The organism is Lacisediminihabitans sp. FW035 (assembly GCF_054880895.1).
This window is the reverse complement of sequence record NZ_CM142187.1, coordinates 1,058,203-1,075,864: the sequence shown is the minus strand read 5'-3', so window position 1 is coordinate 1,075,864 and position 17,662 is coordinate 1,058,203. Positions and strand designations below refer to the sequence as shown.

17 protein-coding genes are annotated in these 17,662 nt (G+C 68.4%); 6 read left to right on the top strand and 11 right to left on the bottom strand.

Features of this window, described 5'->3' with window-relative positions:
* Positions 1-74 precede the first annotated feature (74 nt).
* The gene (locus ACVXZ4_RS05180) at positions 75-2,489 is read left to right on the top strand and encodes a glycoside hydrolase family 95 protein (RefSeq protein WP_461797171.1); all 2,415 of its coding nucleotides are present in this window, start codon (positions 75-77) and stop codon (positions 2,487-2,489) included.
* Here ACVXZ4_RS05180 and ACVXZ4_RS05175 read toward each other — a convergent pair.
* From ACVXZ4_RS05175 to ACVXZ4_RS05165, 3 genes are read right to left on the bottom strand one after another with little or no spacing between them, the layout of a single operon-like run.
* On the bottom strand, positions 2,486-3,196 hold the full coding sequence (locus ACVXZ4_RS05175; protein ID WP_461797170.1) for a CofC family guanylyltransferase: 711 nt from the start codon (positions 3,194-3,196) through the stop codon (positions 2,486-2,488). The genes ACVXZ4_RS05180 and ACVXZ4_RS05175 overlap by 4 nt on opposite strands.
* Positions 3,189-3,986, bottom strand: a complete 798-nt coding sequence (locus ACVXZ4_RS05170; protein WP_461797169.1) for a coenzyme F420-0:L-glutamate ligase — start codon at positions 3,984-3,986, stop codon at positions 3,189-3,191. Before ACVXZ4_RS05170 ends, ACVXZ4_RS05175 begins: the two co-directional genes overlap by 8 nt.
* Positions 3,938-4,969: a TIGR03557 family F420-dependent LLM class oxidoreductase gene (locus ACVXZ4_RS05165; RefSeq protein ID WP_461797168.1), complete on the bottom strand. Its 1,032-nt coding sequence runs from the start codon at positions 4,967-4,969 to the stop codon at positions 3,938-3,940. Before ACVXZ4_RS05165 ends, ACVXZ4_RS05170 begins: the two co-directional genes overlap by 49 nt.
* 136 nt (positions 4,970-5,105) lie before the next feature.
* Between ACVXZ4_RS05165 and ACVXZ4_RS05160 the strand changes: the two genes are divergently transcribed.
* Both ACVXZ4_RS05160 and ACVXZ4_RS05155 read left to right on the top strand, forming a co-directional pair.
* Positions 5,106-5,504, top strand: coding sequence for a DUF485 domain-containing protein (locus ACVXZ4_RS05160; protein WP_461797167.1), 399 nt, complete (start codon positions 5,106-5,108; stop codon positions 5,502-5,504).
* Entirely contained in the window at positions 5,501-7,117 is a 1,617-nt protein-coding gene (locus tag ACVXZ4_RS05155; protein ID WP_461797166.1) for a solute symporter family protein, read from the top strand. The genes ACVXZ4_RS05160 and ACVXZ4_RS05155 overlap by 4 nt, the downstream gene beginning before the upstream one ends.
* A gap of 24 nt (positions 7,118-7,141) precedes the next feature.
* Here ACVXZ4_RS05155 and ACVXZ4_RS05150 read toward each other — a convergent pair whose 3' ends face one another.
* Positions 7,142-7,516, bottom strand: a complete 375-nt coding sequence (locus tag ACVXZ4_RS05150) for a PLDc N-terminal domain-containing protein (protein ID WP_461797165.1) — start codon at positions 7,514-7,516, stop codon at positions 7,142-7,144.
* 1,305 nt (positions 7,517-8,821) lie between these two features.
* Here ACVXZ4_RS05150 and ACVXZ4_RS05145 point away from each other — a divergent pair.
* A complete protein-coding gene (locus ACVXZ4_RS05145; RefSeq protein WP_461797164.1) occupies positions 8,822-9,121 on the top strand; it encodes a hypothetical protein in 300 nt (99 codons plus the stop codon).
* 78 nt (positions 9,122-9,199) lie between these two features.
* Here the strand turns inward: ACVXZ4_RS05145 and coaD are convergent, their stop codons facing one another.
* From coaD to ACVXZ4_RS05130, 3 genes are all read right to left on the bottom strand, one after another.
* Positions 9,200-9,682: a pantetheine-phosphate adenylyltransferase gene (gene coaD, locus ACVXZ4_RS05140; RefSeq protein WP_461797163.1), complete on the bottom strand. Its 483-nt coding sequence runs from the start codon at positions 9,680-9,682 to the stop codon at positions 9,200-9,202.
* A 107-nt stretch (positions 9,683-9,789) separates the two neighbouring features.
* A complete protein-coding gene (locus ACVXZ4_RS05135; protein WP_461797162.1) occupies positions 9,790-11,970 on the bottom strand; it encodes an ATP-dependent DNA helicase RecG in 2,181 nt (726 codons plus the stop codon).
* A 40-nt stretch (positions 11,971-12,010) separates the two neighbouring features.
* On the bottom strand, positions 12,011-13,132 hold the full coding sequence (locus ACVXZ4_RS05130; RefSeq protein WP_461797161.1) for a magnesium and cobalt transport protein CorA: 1,122 nt from the start codon (positions 13,130-13,132) through the stop codon (positions 12,011-12,013).
* Positions 13,133-13,191: 59 nt separating this feature from the next.
* On the opposite strand from ACVXZ4_RS05130, the gene ACVXZ4_RS05125 reads away from it, so the two are divergent.
* A complete protein-coding gene (locus ACVXZ4_RS05125) occupies positions 13,192-13,770 on the top strand; it encodes an RsmD family RNA methyltransferase (RefSeq protein WP_461797160.1) in 579 nt (192 codons plus the stop codon).
* 207 nt (positions 13,771-13,977) lie between these two features.
* Here ACVXZ4_RS05125 and thiL read toward each other — a convergent pair whose 3' ends face one another.
* Positions 13,978-14,961: a thiamine-phosphate kinase gene (gene thiL / locus ACVXZ4_RS05120; protein WP_461797159.1), complete on the bottom strand. Its 984-nt coding sequence runs from the start codon at positions 14,959-14,961 to the stop codon at positions 13,978-13,980.
* A 28-nt stretch (positions 14,962-14,989) separates the two neighbouring features.
* Entirely contained in the window at positions 14,990-15,205 is a 216-nt protein-coding gene (locus tag ACVXZ4_RS05115) for a hypothetical protein (RefSeq protein ID WP_461797158.1), read from the bottom strand.
* Positions 15,206-15,293: 88 nt separating this feature from the next.
* Between ACVXZ4_RS05115 and ACVXZ4_RS05110 the strand changes: the two genes are divergently transcribed.
* Positions 15,294-15,815: a DUF3515 family protein gene (locus tag ACVXZ4_RS05110; RefSeq protein WP_461797157.1), complete on the top strand. Its 522-nt coding sequence runs from the start codon at positions 15,294-15,296 to the stop codon at positions 15,813-15,815.
* A gap of 29 nt (positions 15,816-15,844) precedes the next feature.
* On the opposite strand, the gene ACVXZ4_RS05105 is transcribed toward ACVXZ4_RS05110, so the two are convergent.
* Together ACVXZ4_RS05105 and ACVXZ4_RS05100 are read right to left on the bottom strand one after the other, a co-directional pair.
* Positions 15,845-16,885, bottom strand: a complete 1,041-nt coding sequence (locus ACVXZ4_RS05105; RefSeq protein ID WP_461797156.1) for an NAD(P)H-dependent glycerol-3-phosphate dehydrogenase — start codon at positions 16,883-16,885, stop codon at positions 15,845-15,847.
* Positions 16,886-16,889: 4 nt separating this feature from the next.
* Complete coding sequence (locus tag ACVXZ4_RS05100) at positions 16,890-17,654, bottom strand: lysophospholipid acyltransferase family protein (protein ID WP_461797155.1); 765 nt, start codon at positions 17,652-17,654, stop codon at positions 16,890-16,892.
* Between the last annotated feature and the right edge of the window lie 8 nt (positions 17,655-17,662).

The following is a 17,662-nucleotide window of genomic DNA, read 5'->3' as shown; positions in this document are numbered from 1 at the left end:
ATTCATTAGATGAATAAGCGTGATCTTGCGACACTGAAATTTCACCGATCGACCTCTCGAAAGGACTTCCCACCGTGGAAGACTCGCTGCACTTCGATTCCCCGGCCGTCACCTGGACCGAGGCGCTCCCCCTCGGCAACGGCACTCTCGGCGCGATGCTGTTCGGTGGTGCGCCGAGAGAGCGTGTGCAGGTCAATGACGGGCGGGCCTGGTCGGGGAGCCCCACAAGCGAGTCGCTCGACCCGCAGCTGTCCCGGGACGCCGCCGGGGAGGCACTCGACGCCAGTCGCCGGGCGGTCGCCCGCGGAGACTATGTCGGGGCCACCGAACAGCTGAAGGCACTCCAACACCGCCACACCCAGAGCTACCTGCCCTTCGCCGATCTCGGAGTCTCGGTCACGAGTGCTGCGGCGGCAGGCATCCGCCTCGACTATCAGCGCACCCTGGAGCTCGCAACCGCGACCCATGAGACGCGCTACCGGTTGGACGGATGGTTGCTGGAGCAGAGCTGTTTCATCAGCCACGCCGACGGCGTGCTCGTCTACGAGGTGCACTCGGATGCTCCGGAGGGGGTCGAGCTGCGGATCGACCTCGGCAGTCCCCTCCGGGTTCTGCGAGCCGGCGCTCCGCGGGCGGGTGCGCTGGAACTCGCGGTGTCCCTCCCGGACGACGTGGTGCCGTTGCACGACGGATCCCCCTCCCCCGTGCACTTCTCCGACGACCCCACCCTGTCCTCGCAGGGCGGCGTCGCCGTGCGGTGGCACCACGATGGCCGGGAACTCGAGCCGCTGGTGGGCGCCGAGGGCGCATCCCTCCGGGCAGAGGGTGTGCGGTCGGCCACCGTGTACCTGTCGACGGAGACGACCTTCGTCGGCCTCGGTCTGATGCCCGAGGGCACCGCCGACGATGCCCTCCGCCTGGCATGGACGAGGGTGGAGGCCGCCGCGGCAGTGTCCCCCGCAGAGCTTTCTGAACGCCATCGACGCGATCACGCCGCGCTCTACTCGCGGGTCTCACTCTCCCTCCCGAGCGCCGATGCGACGCACCGCCTTCCGATCGATGCCCGGCTGACGCGAGCGAACCGCGCGGGCGGAGCGCTACTGTCGGATCCGTCCCTCGCGGCGCTGCTGTTCAACTACGGCCGCTACCTGCTCATCAGCGCTTCTCGTGCCGGTGGCCTCCCGGCCACGCTCCAGGGCCTGTGGAACGAATCCCTCCAGCCGGCCTGGAGCTCCAACTACACGACGAACATCAACCTGCAGATGAACTACTGGCCCGCGGAGGTCGCGAACCTGTCGGAATGCCTTTCTCCCCTGTTCGACCTGATCGACGCCCTGATGGTCACCGGAGGTCGCACCGCGCGAAGACTGTACGGCGCCCGCGGATGGGTCTGCCACCACAACTCCGACGCCTGGGCCTATTCGCTGCCGGTCGGCCACGGCGAGCACGACCCGAAATGGGCGTTCTGGCCCCTGGCCGGGCCGTGGCTGGTGCGCCACCTCTGGGAGCGCGTCCGCTACTGCGCCGACAGTGCATTCATTCGCGAGCGGGCCTGGCCGCCCATTCGCGGAGCCGCAGAATTCTGCCTCGACTGGCTGGTCGAGCAGCCCGACGGCACTCTCGGCACCTCGCCCTCGACATCCCCCGAGAACACCTTCCTGACCGAGGACGGACGCACGGCCTCAGTCGCGGCATCATCGGCGCTCGACCTGGTGCTCATCGCCGACCTGTTCGACATGGTCGCGGCGATCGCGCCCCGGGCCGGCGAAGCGGAGGATCCGGTGGTCGCGGCAGCGGCATCCGCCCGGAAGCGCCTTGCCGTGCCGACGATCGGACCCGACGGCCTCGTCGAAGAGTGGCCGGGCATCCGGCGCTTCCCCGAGCCCACCCATCGCCACCAATCGCATCTCTTCTTCGTCTACCCCGGAGACCGGCTGCTGACCGACGACCTCGCCGCAGCCGTCTCCCGCAGCCTGGATGCCCGGGGCGACGAATCGACCGGCTGGTCGCTGGCCTGGAGGACCCTGCTGCGCGCGCGCCTCCACCAGCCCGACCGGGTGAGCGACCTCCTCGCCCTGTTCTTCCGTGACATGACGACAGATCGCGGCCCGATGAGCGGAGGCCTGTATCCCAACCTGTTCGCCGCGCATCCGCCGTTCCAGATCGATGCCAACTTCGGCTTCGTCGCGGCCATCGCCGAATGCCTGCTTCAGAGCCACGCCGGGGTGATCGAGCTTCTGCCGAGCGTTCCGGCAGAGCTCTCAACGGGTTCGATCACCGGCCTGGTCGCCCGACCGGGGATCGAGGTCGACATCGACTGGGCGACGGATGCTTCCGGCGGCGCCGAGCTCGTGCGCGCCAGCTTGCGCGCCACCCGCCCGGGCGCAGCAGGCTCGCACACCGTGCGCTACCGCGGTGTCGATCTCGCGGTCGAGCTGCCGTTGAATACCGCCATCGAGGTGCTGCCGACAGCGTTCCTCCGGAGCTAGCGGGTCTGTGCGTCTCCGCCGGCGACCACCAGCGCCGTGTGTTCGCCGAGGCGACCATCCAGGAGCGCGAGTCCTTCGGCGGAATCGACGTCGTTCCGGAGTCCCGATTGGGAAGATACCGCGAGCGGAATATAGCCCGCGGCCCGGTGCGCGGCGCTCGATCCGACGCCGAACGCCGGGGCGTGAGTCGTGCCGTATGTCGCGGTTATCAACGCGGTGCCGTCCCCGGCGGCATCCTCCACCATCGCTCGCGGATGGGCCCGGGCCGCGTACAGGGCGGCCCCGAGTTCGGCCGGCGTGACGGAGGGAAGGTCCCCGAGCAGCACGGCGATCCCCCGGCCCGGCTCGGACATCTCGCCGGCGGTTGCCACACCGAGCTCGATCGCGCTCGCCAGCCCGACGGACTCCTGCACGACGACGAAGGCGCCGAGGTCATCGAAGACACCGGATGCCTCCACCGTCGTCACCACCAGCACTCCCGCAACACCGTCCGCCTCCATCGCCGCCACCACTGTGTCCGCAGCCATCGCAAGGGCGAGGTCGGAATGATCGCCGGGTCCGAATCGGGACTTCGCCTGCGCCGTGCCCTTCACCGGTACCACGACGACCCATTCGGTGGTCGGGATCGCCGCTGCGCGCGACCCGGCCTTGCGAATGCCGGTTGTGGTCGGCCGTCGACCGCCGACGGGACCGGGCGCATTACTCACGCGACGCCCGCCCGGCCTCGAAGCCCTCGCCCCAGGCCTCGTCGGTTCCGAGTCGGAACATGTCGGTCGAGGCCGGTCGCACCAGGGATCGGGCGCCCTCGGCCTCGTCCGCGAGCAGATGTGCGAGACCCCGTACCACCGCGACCGGCAGCCCGCCACTCTTGCGCTTGACGAGGTCCGCCGCGGACGCGATCTCATCCCCTGTGGCCGGCAGCGTCACGTCGAGACGCCGCCCGTGGGCGTCGACAGTGCCGCGCAGGTCGTCGAGCACCCGCACTCCGCTCGCCCCGATGGCCACGTCGGTCTGCCCCTCCCGCCAGGCGCGGCCGAGGGTGTCGGTGATGATCACCCCGAGGCGCACGCCGAACCGCGACTCGAGGGCGTCGCGCAGGCGACGGGCCGAGGCATCCGGATCCTGGGGCAAGAGCAGCACCGTGCCTTCGGGGGTGTTCGAGGCGTCGACACCCGCGGCCGCGGCGACCATGCCGAGGCGATTCTCCACGATGCGTGTCACGCCGCCGGGGTGCACGCGCGTCGCGACCACCCGCACGGTCTCGTCGGTGATGGCCTGCTCCCTGTCGGTGGCGTTCACGAATCGGCCCTCCGCCTTCGACACGATCTTGGAGGTGACGGCGAGGATGTCCCCGTCCTGCAGAGCACCCGCGAGATCACCGATGACGAGCGCGAGATCGTCCCCCGCCACGATTTCGGGGATTCCTTCGATCGCCCAGACCGTGAGCACTAGCGCACCAGTTTCGGCAGGACGTCGCGCGCGAAGACGTCGATCCATTCGCGCTGGTTGCGCCCGACATTGTGCAGGTAGATGCGGTCGAAACCGAGATCGAGGAAGGACTGGATCGTGGCCCGGTGCGCGTCCGGATCCTCCGAGACGAGCATCCGCCCCTCGAAGTCCTCCGGTCGCACCAGCCGGGCGAGCTGCTCGTATTCGAACGGCGAGCGGATGTCGGAGCGCGGGAACCGCATCCCCCCGTTCGGCCATTCCATGATGGCGTTGGCCATCGCGGCCTCGTGGGTCGGCGCCCAGCTGAGGTGGAGTCGCAGCACCTTCGTACCGCCGACCCGGCCCGCCTCGTGGGCGCCCTCGTTGAAGCGTGAGAACAACCCGGCGATCTTGTCCATCGGTGCGCCATCGATGATGATGCCGTCGACCGTGCGTCCGGCACGCTTCGCGGTCACGGGCCCGGAGGTGGCCACCAGGATCTCCGGCGCGACCTCTGGCATCGTCCACAACCGGGTCGACTCGAGCGAGAAGTGGGGCCCGCTGTGCTTGGTGTCCCGGCCGGCCAGGGACGCGATGAAGAGCTTCTTGATGATCTCGATCGCTTCGAACATGCGGTTGATCCGCTCCGCAGTCTCCGGCCAGTAGGCGCCCGTCACATGCTCGTCGATCGCCTCGCCCGAACCGATACCCAGCCAGTGCCGCCCGGGATACATCGCCGCAAGGGTCGCGCTGGCCTGGGCGACCATCGCCGGATGCCACCGGAAGGTGGGCACCGTCATCCCGGTTCCCAGGTCGCCGGCGGTGGTCTGCCCGAGCGCGCCGAGCACATTCCAGACGAAACTGGCCTCGCCCTGGCGCGGGACCCACGGCTGGAAACGGTCGGCCGCCATCACCCCGCTGAAGCCGTGCTGCTCCGCATGGGCGGCGAGCGCGAGTGCTTCGGTGGGCGGGAACTGCTCGAGCATCGCCGCGAATCCGATGGAGAAGTCGGGGCGGGGAGCAGCACCGGACGACGGGCGAGGGGAAGACACACTCCATTGTCTCAACTCCCCGGCGGCCCGACCATTCGGGCCTCGCTCTTGACACCCGTTCGGGGGTCACGCATGGTAGACGCACGGCACAACGCGGTGCCGAGCGTTCGAGGACGCGGCGGAATCAGGGGAATTCATGGCCAACGAGGGTGCAGCCACGACGGGGAACGAACCGACGACCGATTTCGAGGGGGCCCAGGCGTCGGAGCCGTTCCAACGCCTCAAGGCGACGCAGCGGAGCTTCGTCTTCCCGCTCGGGATCGCATTCCTGCTCTGGTATTTCGCATACGTGTTATTGGCCGACTACGCCCACGAGTTCATGTCGACGCCGGTATTCGGCAACATCAACCTCGGCCTGCTGCTCGGGTTGGCACAGTTCGTCACCACCTTCGCGATCACCACCTGGTACGTGTCGCACGCCAATCGCAAGGTCGATCCTCTTGCGGATGAGATCCGTCACAACCTGGCGGCGGGTGGTCATTCGGATGCGAAACCCGCTGACGACGCGGCCGGCGCGACGGGAGGCCGCTCATGATCGCGCCCGCGATCCTCTCGGCCGCCGAGACGACGACCGTCGGCAACCCGGTGATCAATATCAGCATCTTCGGCGCATTCGTCGCCGTGACCCTCATCGTGGTGCTGCGGGCGAGCCGCAACAACAAGACCGCCGCCGACTACTACGCGGCCGGCCGGTCGTTCACGGGGCCGCAGAACGGCACCGCCATCGCGGGCGACTACCTCTCCGCGGCATCCTTCCTCGGCATCTGCGGAGCCATCGCGATCAACGGGTACGACGGTTTCCTCTACTCGATCGGATTCCTCGTCGCCTGGCTCGTCGCCCTGCTCTTCGTCGCCGAGTTGATGCGCAACACGGGCAAGTTCACGATGGCCGATGTGCTGTCGTTCCGGCTCAAACAGCGCCCGGTGCGCCTCGCTGCGGCGACGACGACCCTCGCGGTCTGCTTCTTCTACCTGCTGGCCCAGATGGCCGGGGCCGGCGGCCTCGTCTCCCTGCTCCTCGGCATCAACGACAAGGTCGGCCAGTCGATCGTGGTCGCGGTGGTCGGCCTGCTCATGATCGTCTACGTGCTGATCGGCGGCATGAAGGGCACCACCTGGGTGCAGATCATCAAGGCCGGCCTGCTCATCGCCGGTGCCCTGATCATGACCGTCTGGGTCTTGGCGATCAACGGCTTCAACCTCTCCGCGCTCCTCGGAGCCGCGGCGGATCGGGGCGGGGACGCGATGCTGAGCCCCGGGCTCCAATACGGGCTCACCGGCATCAGCAGGCTCGACTTCGTCTCCCTCGCCCTCGCCCTCGTCTTCGGTACGGCCGGGCTCCCGCACGTTCTGATGAGGTTCTACACGGTACCGACGGCGCGCGAGGCGAGGCGTTCGGTGGTGTGGGCGATCTGGCTGATCGGCGTCTTCTACCTGTTCACCCTGGTGCTCGGATACGGGGCCGCGGCCCTCATCGGCAAGGAGAAGATCCTCGCCGCCCCCGGTGGCGTGAATTCCGCGGCGCCGCTGCTCGCCTTCGAACTCGGCGGTCCGATCCTCCTCGGGCTCATCTCGGCTGTCGCCTTCGCGACGATCCTCGCGGTCGTCGCCGGTCTCACCATCACCGCTGCGACATCCTTCGCCCACGACGTCTATGCCAGCGTGATCAAGAAGGGCAAGGCCGCCCCGAAGACGGAGGTGAAAGTCGCCCGCATCACCGTCGTCGTGATCGGACTGTTCGCCATCGTCGGCGGCATCGGAGTGCAGGGGCAGAACGTGGCCTTCCTCGTCGCCCTCGCCTTCGCGGTGGCCGCCTCGGCCAACCTCCCAACGATCCTCTACTCGCTGTACTGGAAGCGATTCACCACCCGCGGCGCGCTCTGGAGCATGTACGGGGGGCTCGGCTCCGCGATCTTCCTTATCGCCTTCTCCCCGGTCGTCTCCGGCCTCCCGACCTCGATGATCCAGGGCGTGGACTTCCATTGGTTCCCGCTCAGCAACCCCGGGATAGTCTCGATCCCTCTCGGATTCCTGCTCGGCTGGCTCGGCACCATCACCAGCCGCACTCTCGAGAACCCCGCGATCGCCGCCGAGATGGAGGTGCGGTCCCTCACCGGATTCGGGGCCGAAGAGGCGACGGACCACTAGCCGCCGCGAGGTCGAACGCCCGGCTCAGGAGTCCGCGGTCTTCGAGGTGTTCTCGCCCCGGTGCGCGCGCAGCTTCGCCTCGAGGCGGCGGATGCGGTCATCCTGCTCCCCGCGCTCGATCTCGCGGTCGAGTGCCGCCAGCTCGCGCTCCGTAGTGCTCTCGGCCGGTGGCAGCGCCTCGCGCCGACGCGGATCGCCGAAGCTCCCGAGGTCGACCGACTGCCCGTAGTCCCGACCGATGGTGAACCAGAGCACGGATCCGATCAGCGGCAGCAGGATCACGATGATGAGCCACAGCGACTTGTCCAGGTGGCGAACCGACCATCGATCCGCGCGGATGATATCGACGAGGGCGACGACCATGAGGAGGAGACCCAGTCCCGGCAACACTAAATACATGAGCAGAGCTTAGGGACGATCGGGCGAAAAGACGAGACCCGATTCGAACTGCGGGAGTCGCCGGTTTCGCGGGCCGGGACGGGTGTGCGCGCTGCACCGCGCGCCGGGGCGGCGCCGGCTGCTCTGGCGCCCGCCGCGCGCCCCAGGCGCCCTGCGCGCAGCGCGCCCTGCGCGGCCCGGGCACCCCGCGTCGCGGGCCCCGCGCCGTGCGCCCCAGGCACAGCGCCACTCGCTTGGGCGTGACTGGCGAGAAAAACACCTTCCCCGCCCTCTCGAAGGTGTTTTTCTCGCCAGTCACGCGCAATCGGCGCATCGAAACCCTCGCCATCCGCGACCCGCGATCCTCCGCCATCCCTCGCCACCCGGCATCCGCGTCCCGCCGTCCCTCGCCACCCGGCATCCGCGTCCCGCCGTCCCTCGCCACCCGGCATCCGCGTCCCGCCGTCCGCCATCAGCCGCGACCCACTGTGCACCTTTCCCGCCGCCAAGAACCACCGGGTAGCATCAACTCCCTGCCGCCACCTCCTCCCACCAGGTGGCCTTTCAGCCCCTCTTTCAATTCCGCGCCCCGCGTGTCCGGCGCGTCCGGTGCGCCCCGCGCGCCCCGCGCGCCCCGCGCCCCGCGCCCCGCGCCCCGCGCCCAGCGCTACTCGCTCGGGCGTGAGTGGCGAGAAGTACACCTTCCCCGCGCCCTCGAAGGTGTACTTCTCGCCACTCACGCGCCAACCGAGCAGCACGCCACCCCCCCACTCGCCAAGGCACAAGCCGCTTAGCCGCAGCCCGCCAACGGCCATCCTCCACTCCCGGTCATAGATCGACTCATCGCCCGACCCCTGGCGATCGGCACGTCAGCGACGCTGACGCAGCCGCCGACGCTGACGCCGACGCCGACGCCGACGCCGACGCAGCCCTAGACACAGACACACGGGACCAAAACCGAACGGCGAACATCAGGAACGGGACGCCCGAACGGCTAGTTCCGAAAAGTGCTTGCGCATTCCGCGGCGATGCCGGTACGGTTGCCCACGCGCCTCTGACGAAAGGAGCCAGCGTGATGTACACAGACATTCCGGGAATGACCCGCAATCGCACCACCGCCGGCTTCGTCGGCGTCTTCACCGCCTGATCGGCCGACTCGCCTCCTGAGAGGCGCAGTCACCACCGATGAAGTCGGTGGTGACGCTTCCGAAGCCCGACCCTCGAGGTCCCGCACGTCCCTGCCATCGCAGCGTGCCGTCTCCTCGGGTCCTTCCCCGATCGATCCCGCCGCTACGCGCGGCACTCCAGCAGTGAGGTACCACCATCATGAAGTCCGTCCTGACGACCGCGCCCGGTCGCCCCGCATACGACCAACCGCCCCATCCGCCCCATTCCGCCACCGAAACCGCCCCCGTCCAGAATCGCCAATCGCACCCCGTGCGGAGGGTGACCCTGGTCGACCGGGCCGCGCTGCACCTCGGTCTCGCCCTCATCCGGTGGGGTCGTCGGCCGCTCGAACTCGAGTCCCGCGAACGGCGTGCCAGCCACGCTGAGCAGCACCTCGCCCGGCTCGAGCGCGAACGCCAGGCACAGCGGTGGCAGCTTCTCAACCTGCCGCCGCGATGATGGCAGGCCCGCCCGCAGAGGTCGGCTTCGCACCGTTCCGCATTCCGGGATGCTGCGGAGTCGGCCCCGCGGCGGGGCTCAGCCGTTCTGCAGGAAGTCCGCGACTGCTTTCGGCACGTACGGGGCGACATCCCCGCCGAGTCCCGCGACCTGCCGCACGAGCGAACTCGAGACGTGCGCGTGCGCGGGGTCCGGGAGCATGAAGATGGTCTCGACGTCGGCCAAATTGCGGTTCACGATGGCCATCGGCGTTTCATAGGCGACATCGACCTGCGAGCGGATGCCTTTCACGATCACGCTCGCCCCGACATCCGTGCAGTAGTCCACAAGGAGGCCGACACTCCACGAGGTGACGACGATATCTCCGTCGAAACCGGCGTCGATAATAGCCTTCTCGATGAGAGCCACCCGCTGCGCGACCGGCAGCAGCGCGGTCTTCGCCGGGTTGTGAACGACGAGAACGTGGATCTGGTCGAAGATCCTGGCCGCCCGCTCGATCACGTCGAGGTGACCGAGGGTCACCGGATCGAAGGAACCAGGGACGACGGCGATCCTGCTCATGGTGCGAGCCTACGGCACCGGTGTTACGGCTCCATGAACTGTGACCGTGAACTACGACACCGCCCCCGTCCGCATCATCGAGGCGACCTCCCACCCACTCCGAGATCTCAGTTCTTGGCCAGGAAGTCCCGGCTCGCCTCATCCAGCCGACGCGCGAGAGCAGTGCGCAGGGCCGGGTGGGCTGCAAGCTCGGGATCCTCCGCGAGCAGTCTTTCGGCGATCGCGCGGGCCTCGGTGATGAGCACCCCGTCTTTCGCGACCCGCAGCAGCCGGAGGGACGATCGCCCGCCCGACTGCGTGCTGCCGAGCACATCGCCCTCCTGCCTCAGCTCGAGATCCTTCTGCGCGAGTTCAAAACCGTCGAGGGTGGATGCCACGACCTCGACCCGTTCGCGGGCCAGCGTCTCCTCCTCCGCGCTGGTCACCATGAGGCAGAGCCCCGGTACGCCGCCGCGACCGACCCGGCCGCGCAGCTGGTGCAGTTGGCTGACCCCGAAACGGTCGGCATCGAGGATGATCATCGTCGAGGCGTTGGGCACATCCACTCCCACCTCGATCACGGTGGTGGCGACCAGCACGTCGATCTCGCCCGCGGCGAACGCGCGCATCAGGGCATCCTTCTCCTCGCTCGGCAGTCGACCGTGCAGGCCCTCGATGCGACGACCGGCGAAGAGGGGGTCCGCGCGCACGCGAGCAAGGGTGTCGGTGACGTTGGCGATCTCGGTGGATGCCGGCGGCCCGGTCGATACGGGCTCCGCCAGCGGGCTCTCGACCACGGTGCTGTCGATCGCAGGACACACGACGAATCCCTGGCGTCCCTTCGCCAGCTCCTCCGCGAGCCGCTCCCAGACCCGATTCACCCACCCCGGCTTGTCGGCGAGCGGCACGACGAAACTCTGGATCGGCACACGACCAGAGGGCAGTTCGGCGATCGTCGAGACATCCAGGTCTCCGAACACGGTCATCGCCACCGTGCGCGGGATCGGTGTCGCCGTGAGCACGAGCACGTGCGGCGGCACCGTTCCCTTGCGCCTCAACGCCTCACGCTGCTCGACACCGAATCGGTGCTGCTCGTCGACGACTACGAGCCCGAGGTCGTAGAACCCCACGCTCTCGCTCAGGAGCGCATGCGTGCCGACGACGATCCGTGCCTGCCCGCTGACGGTCGCGAGGGTGGCCTTGCGCCGATCCGCCACCGGGAGCTGGCCGGTGATCAGGGTGGGCCGCAGCGTGGCGGCGAGATCGGGGCCGAGGGTCTTCACGATCGAGCGTAGGTGCTGGCCGGCCAGCACCTCGGTGGGGGCGAGCAGCGCGGACTGGCCGCCGCTGTCTGCGACGGCGAGCATGGCGCGCAACGCGACGAGCGTCTTGCCGGAGCCGACCTCTCCCTGCACGAGCCGGTTCATGGGGGCTGATGCCGCGATGTCGCGCGCGATCTCCGCGCCAACGGTCGTCTGGTCGCCGGTGAGTACGAACGGAAGTTGTGCATCGAATCGCTCGAGCAGCCCTCCCGGCTTCGGCACGCGCGGGGTCGCCGACTGCCGCTTCAGCAGTGCACGCTGTTCGAGAAGAGCGGCCTGCAGCACGAAGGCCTCCTGGAAGCGCAGCGACTTCTGTGCGGCCCTCCACTCGATGTCCTGCTGCGGGCGATGGATCAGCTCCAGGGCTCGCGAGTAGCTCATCAACCCGCGCTCTGCCCGCACGGCGCCCGGAACCGGGTCGTCGAGGGGAGGCAGCGTGTCGAGCAGTACCCCGATGGCCTTGCCGAGTTGCCAGGAGGCGACAGCCGCCGTCGCCGCATAGATCGGCACCGGCTGTTCAGCCCATTTGCGCGCTCGCTCAGCGCCCGCCTCGGAGTCGCCGCCCGTGTCATCCGTTTCGAAGAGTTCGTAGTCGGGGTGGGCGAGTTGGATCGTGCCGCGATAGTCCCCCACCTTGCCCGCGAAGATGCCCCGCACCCCCGGTTTCAGGTCGACCTTGCGCCAGGCCTGGTTGAAGAAGGTGAGGGAGAGGATGTCGCTGCCGTCGCTGATCGTCACCTCGAGGATCGACCCCTTGCGCGCCCGCATCGTTCGCTCCTGCACGGCGAGCACCTCAGCGACGATGGTGACATTCTCGTCGACGGACAGCTGGGCGAGCGCGGTGAGCTCGCCCCGAAGGGCATATCGCCGCGGGAAGTGGGTGACGAGGTCGCCGACGGTCACGAGCCCGAGGCCCTTCTCGATAGCCGCCGCCGTTCGGCCGCCGAGGGCTCCACTGAGCTTGGCATCGAGCGGGGAGTCCACCACGACAGGCTACCGCCGGGGCCCGACCGTCATCGCCAGCCCGCTACAGCCAGCGCAGCTTGCGGAAGATCACGTAGAGGCCGATGCCGACCACGAGCATCAGCCCGATTGCGAACGGGTAGCCGAACAGCCAGTGCAGTTCGGGCATCACCCTGAAGTTCATGCCGTAGATGCCGCTGATGATCGAGGGCGCGAACAGGATGGCGGCCCAGGCGGAGATCTTGCGGGTCTCCTCGGTCTGGCGGTTGTTGGCTTCCGTGGTCTCCTGCATCTCCTCGTTCTGCCGCTGGGCGACGAGGGTCGCGTTCACGGTGAGGATGTCGCGAAGCAGGATGCGGAACTCGTCGACCCGCTCCGTGGCGTGAACGACGTGGTCGGCCACATCCCGGAGGTACTGCTGCAGGTCTTCGGCGATGCCGTACTTGTCGAAGCCGTTGGAGATCTGGTCGAGCATGCCGATGAGCGGCACGGAAGCCCGCTGGAAGTCGATCACCTCGCGGGTCAATTCGTAGATGCGTCGGGAAACCTTCGGATCTCCGCCGAACACCTGGGTCTCGATCTCGTCGATGTCGTTCGCGAGGCCGGCCACCACCGGGAAATAGCCGTCGACGACCGCGTCCAGAATCGCATAGAGCACGGCCTCGGTGCCTCGGGCGAGCAGGTCGGGAGTGTCCTCCAACCTCGACCGCACGATCGAGAGGTCGGGCGATTCACTGTGGCGAACGGTGATCACGAAATTGCTGCCCATGAAGACGTGAAGTTCGCCGAACTCCACCTCCTCTTTCGCGTCGAGGTAGCGGGCCGCCCGGAGCACGACGAACAGGGTCGATCCATAGCGCTCGATCTTGGGACGCTGATGAGCGAGGATCGCGTCTTCCACCGCGAGCTCGTGCAGTCCGAACTGGCCGGCGAGCGACGTGAGCTCCTCGGTGGTGGGGCGGTAGAGCCCGATCCAGGCCATGGCTCCGGGACGGGCATCGAGGGCTGCGTAGGTGTCGCTGAGCGATGCGGGCGTCTCGACGCGGCATCCGTTCTCATAGATCGCGTTGTTGATCAGGCTGGAGCGCACCCGGCCGGGCTCCGGAGCCTCTTCGGTGGTCGGGGCCGCAGGCGTGCGAGGGCGCAGCGATAGCGCGCGAAAGGGCTTGCGAAAATCGGGTGCCATGGGGGAAACGGTAGTCCCGTCGGGTGAACAATTCATGTAGCCCGATAGGGTCGGTCTCGATGACTCGAATAATCTCCGGATTCGCCGGATCCATTGCGCTGAAGACGCCCGGGGGCGGCACCCGACCTACCAGCGACCGCGTGCGCGAGGCGATCTTCTCGGCGCTCGAATCCCGGGATGCGATCGACGGCGCCCGAGTGCTCGATCTCTACGCCGGATCCGGGGCGCTCGGCCTCGAAGCCGCCAGCCGAGGAGCCGCATTCGTGCGCCTCGTCGAGCGCGGCGGCGTGGGAACGGCGGTGTGCCGGGCGAATGCCGCGGCAGTACTCGCCCAGGCGCCGAAGGACTCACCCCTGCGGATCGAGGTGAGCGGACGGCTCGTTCAGTCCTTCCTCACGAGCAATCCGGAGACCTGGGACCTCGTCTTCCTCGATCCTCCGTACGACCTCGCGGAGACCGAGCTTGCGGCGAATCTCGCTTCGCTCGCTTCGCGCCTCGAGCCGGATGCGGTGATCTGCCTCGAGCGCAGCAGCCGCTCTCCCGAGCCCACCTGGCCGCCCGGAATCGTGCTCGACCGCCGCAAAGACTACGGCGACACGACCCTGTGGTGGGCGAGCGCCGCCCCTTTGGTTGAGTAGCGCGCCCGGTCTCGGCACCGCTCCGACCCCGGGTGTTCGCTTTCTTCGGCCCTGGATGTTCGCCGATCAGGAGTCGCGCCCGACACGCCGCCCACAGGGCGCCGACACGCCGCAGGGAGCTCGCGACTCCTGATCCGCGAACAGTACACGTTGCCGTCCGCGCGGCCGCCGGCGCACGCATCCGGACAACGCGGCCTACGGCCAGGCTCAGCCCGCGGATCCGGCCCAGTCTCGATACGGATCCCACCCGGACGAGTCGTGCGGAAAACCGTCGACCGTGAGCCCCTCCCCGGCGACGCACACGCCGATCGAGCGGAACCCGTCGGGCAACTTCACATCGGGCGGGAAGGTCGCGAGCAGGGAATGATCCTCGCCCCCGCCGAGAGCGAGGGCGGGGTTCTCCCCCAGTTCCGCTGCCGCGAAGTCGATGCCCACCCCGCTGGCCTTCGCGAGCCGGGCCGAATCGATGGCGAGGCCATCACTGAGGTCGAGCATGGCGGTCGCGCCCGCGACAGCGGCGTTGCGGCCGGCGGCGATCGGCGGGGTCGGAGCCAGCTGGGCCGCGGTGCGCGAGCGCAGCGCGGTGGCGAGTGCGGCATCCGGATGCCCGGAGTCGTCGACCGCCTCGGCGAAGAGCACCCGAAGTGCAGCGGCAGCCGCGCCGAGAACTCCGGCGACCGCAACGATGTCCCCGGGTGATGCGCCGGAACGCAGCACCGGCGCCCGCCCCTGGAGGTCGCCGAAGGCCGTGACAGCGATCGTGAGAGTCGGGGAGACGGAGAGGTCTCCCCCGACCACTCCGCAGCCGGGCGCGAGCAGGTCGCACGCGTCCCGGAGGCCGTCCGCGATGCCCTCGAGCAGGCTCACCGGAGACTCGGCGGGCGCAGCGATGGCCACGACCAGGGCGGTCGGCACGGCTCCCATGGCCGCGACATCCGCGAGGTTGGAGGCGGCGGCCTTGCAGCCGAGGTCGTGGGGCGTCGACCAGGCGAGCCGGAAGTCCGGCCCGTGGATCATCATGTCGGTGGTCACGACGAACCGCCCGTCCGGAGCGGCGACGACGGCGGAGTCATCCCCGGGGCCGAGGAGGGCGGATGCCGCGGCGGGCAGCCGCGGGAAGATGCGGGCAAGCACGGCCGACTCGCCGATACCTCCGAGGGTGTCGGAGGCGTCAGTTTTCGGCATGGTCATGCTCCACACGGTAGCGGTAGACGGACGACTACCGGCGGTTCGGGTCGTTCTCCTGAGGGTTGCGCCCCGGCCCATGGAAGTTGCGACCGATGGCGTTGAGAACGAGGCCGGCGAGCACCAGCAGGCTCATCCACCACGAGCTGTACGACCAGATGAAGCTGCCGATACCGACGAGGACCGCGAGCAGGAGGATCACGAAGGACAGCCTTTGAAGAAGTGTGGCTCTGGTCCAGAAGGTGAACATCCTTCCATCCTAGGAGTTGGCCTTCAAAGCCTCGTCGGCCGGCGCCCGAGTTCGGGAGATGATTCGACGAGAAGGTACCCTGAAAGCGATGCCTGTGATCTCGAAGACCCCGAAGCGCACGGCCGTCGCGCTCGGCCTGCTCGCGCCGCTGCTGCTCGCGGTGCTCGTCGCCTGTACGCCGACCGTGCCGCTCACCCCGGCGGTCCACGCGACGAACCCGCAGTGTGCCGAGATCATCGTGCGGCTGCCGAAGTCGGTGGTGGATCAGCCGATCCGCGAGACGAACGCCCAGGCCACCGGCGCCTGGGGTAACCCCACCTCGGTGCTGCTGCGCTGCGGAGTGCGGCAGCCCGCCCCCTCCGCGAGTTGCTCGACGGTGAACGGCATCGACTGGGTCGTGGATGTCTCGGGCGCGCCTCGCTACGTCTACACGACCTGGGGCCGCTCACCCGCGACACAGGTGGTGGTCGATACGAAGCTCACGCAGGGCCAGGAGGCTGTGATCCTCGATGACCTGAGTAACGCCGTCGGATCGATCACGCAGACCAAGGCGTGCACCTCCCATGATCCCGGGTTCGTGCCCGAGAGTACCCCGACGCCGAGCCCGTAGCGCCGGTATCGACACGGTCGCTAAGCGACCTACTCGACCAGGATCGCCGGGGTGTCGTCGTCGGTGGTGAGGTGGGGCGCGATGTCGCGCGGGTCCATCGTGCCAGCGAGCACCTGGGCAACCTGCTCGACGATCGGCATGTCCACGCCGCGGGCGGCGGCGAGTTCGAGGATCGGGGCGACCGACGAGAGGCCCTCGGCGGTCTGGTTCATCTGCTTCACGACATCCGTGAAGCTGTACCCCTGGCCGAGCAGGCGCCCGGCGGTGTTGTTGCGCGAGAGTGACGACTCGCAGGTGGCGATCAGGTCGCCGAGTCCCGCGAGGCCGGACAGGGTCTGCGCGAGGCCGCCGTAGGCGACCGCGAAGTCCGTCATCTCCACCAGTCCGCGGGTGATGATCGACGCTTTGGTGTTCTCGCCGTACCCGACGCCGTCGACGATGCCGATGGCCACGGCTATGAGGTTCTTCAGCACGCCGCCGAACTCGGTGCCGACGACATCAGTGTTCACGAACGAACGGAAATACGGGTTCGTCGCCGCAGCGGCCACGAAGGTTGCCGTCTCGATCGAGGTGGAGGACACCACGGCCGCGGTCGGCTGCTCCTTGGCGATCTCGAGCGCGAGGTTGGGGCCGGATGCCACGGCCACCAGCTCCGGATCGATCTCCAGTTCCTGGTGGATGACCTCGCTCATGCGGTCCCGGGTGCCCTTCTCGACACCCTTCATCAGACTCACGACGATGGCGTCGGGCGGGATGAGGTCACGCACGATGCGAAGGTTCTCGCGCAGGGACTGGCTCGGGATCGAGATGAACACGATCTCCGCGCCATCGAGCACGTCGGGGATGAACGATGACGCCCAGAGGTTGCGCGGCAGGTTGATGCCCGGGAGGTAGTCGCTGTTGCGCTTGGACTGCGAGATCTCGCGGGCGAGCTCCGGTCGACGGGCCCAGAGCGCGACGTCCGATCCGCCGTCGGCCAGCACCTTCGCGAAGGTGGTGCCCCAGCTGCCGGCGCCGAGGACGGCGACCCGGCGCACTCCCGGGAGCGTCAGTCGAATGGGCAGGGTCATCGGATTAGGGTTGTTCAAAACGACCGATCTCACTCTGGCTGTGCTTGCTCGGATCCCAGGTCTCGGCGGGCATCGGCTCGTCCCGAAGGTCGGCGAGCAGCTTCGTGATGTCCGTCATCAGCACCGCGGTCGCCGCGGTGAGCAGCTTGGGATCGAGCCCCTTGCCGCGGAACGCGGAGAGATCCACCGGATCGCCGATCTTCACGGTGATCGTCTTGCGCGGGAAAAGGCTGATCTTCTTGCCGTAGCGCGGCATCACGTTCTGGGTGCCCCAGTGCGCGACCGGAATCAGCGGGATGTCGGCGAGCAGCGCCATCCGCACCGCCCCCGTCTTGCCGCGCATCGGCCACAGGTCGGGGTCCCGAGTGAGGGAGCCCTCCGGGTAGATCACGACGGCATGGCCGGCGTGCGCGAGGGCATCGGCGGCGGCGATCGGATCCTGTCCGCGCACGACCCCGGTGCGCTCGACCGGGATCTGGCCGGAGGTGCGGAGGAACCAGCCCATGACCGGCACCGAGAAGAGGGATGCCTTGGCCAGGTAGCGCGGCACGCGGCCGAGCTTGTACATCACCCGCCCGATCACGACGGGGTCGATCTCGCTGTAGTGGTTGGGCGAGAAGACGAAAGCTCCGCTCTTCGGCAGCTTGTGGCCGTCGATGATCACATACCGGGCGAGCACCTCCATCGGGGGCACGAGCAGGAACGCCAGGAGCCGGAAGATGGGGATCTTCTCCGAGTGGGCTCGCTTCGTTGCGGACGTTCCGGTCACTGCGATGT

Bases quoted from the DNA above. Each gene is read 5' to 3' on its own strand.
- ACVXZ4_RS05170 (WP_461797169.1), bottom strand. From the start codon at position 3,986: ATGGATCGACGTCTTCGCGCGCGACGTCCTGCCGAAACTGGTGCGCTA.
- ACVXZ4_RS05160 (WP_461797167.1), top strand. From the start codon at position 5,106: ATGGCCAACGAGGGTGCAGCCACGACGGGGAACGAACCGACGACCGAT.
- ACVXZ4_RS05155 (WP_461797166.1), top strand. From the start codon at position 5,501: ATGATCGCGCCCGCGATCCTCTCGGCCGCCGAGACGACGACCGTCGGC.
- ACVXZ4_RS05150 (WP_461797165.1), bottom strand. From the start codon at position 7,516: ATGTATTTAGTGTTGCCGGGACTGGGTCTCCTCCTCATGGTCGTCGCC.
- ACVXZ4_RS05145 (WP_461797164.1), top strand. From the start codon at position 8,822: ATGAAGTCCGTCCTGACGACCGCGCCCGGTCGCCCCGCATACGACCAA.
- coaD (WP_461797163.1), bottom strand. From the start codon at position 9,682: ATGAGCAGGATCGCCGTCGTCCCTGGTTCCTTCGATCCGGTGACCCTC.
- ACVXZ4_RS05130 (WP_461797161.1), bottom strand. From the start codon at position 13,132: ATGGCACCCGATTTTCGCAAGCCCTTTCGCGCGCTATCGCTGCGCCCT.
- ACVXZ4_RS05125 (WP_461797160.1), top strand. From the start codon at position 13,192: ATGACTCGAATAATCTCCGGATTCGCCGGATCCATTGCGCTGAAGACG.
- thiL (WP_461797159.1), bottom strand. From the start codon at position 14,961: ATGACCATGCCGAAAACTGACGCCTCCGACACCCTCGGAGGTATCGGC.
- ACVXZ4_RS05115 (WP_461797158.1), bottom strand. From the start codon at position 15,205: ATGTTCACCTTCTGGACCAGAGCCACACTTCTTCAAAGGCTGTCCTTC.
- ACVXZ4_RS05110 (WP_461797157.1), top strand. From the start codon at position 15,294: ATGCCTGTGATCTCGAAGACCCCGAAGCGCACGGCCGTCGCGCTCGGC.
- ACVXZ4_RS05105 (WP_461797156.1), bottom strand. From the start codon at position 16,885: ATGACCCTGCCCATTCGACTGACGCTCCCGGGAGTGCGCCGGGTCGCC.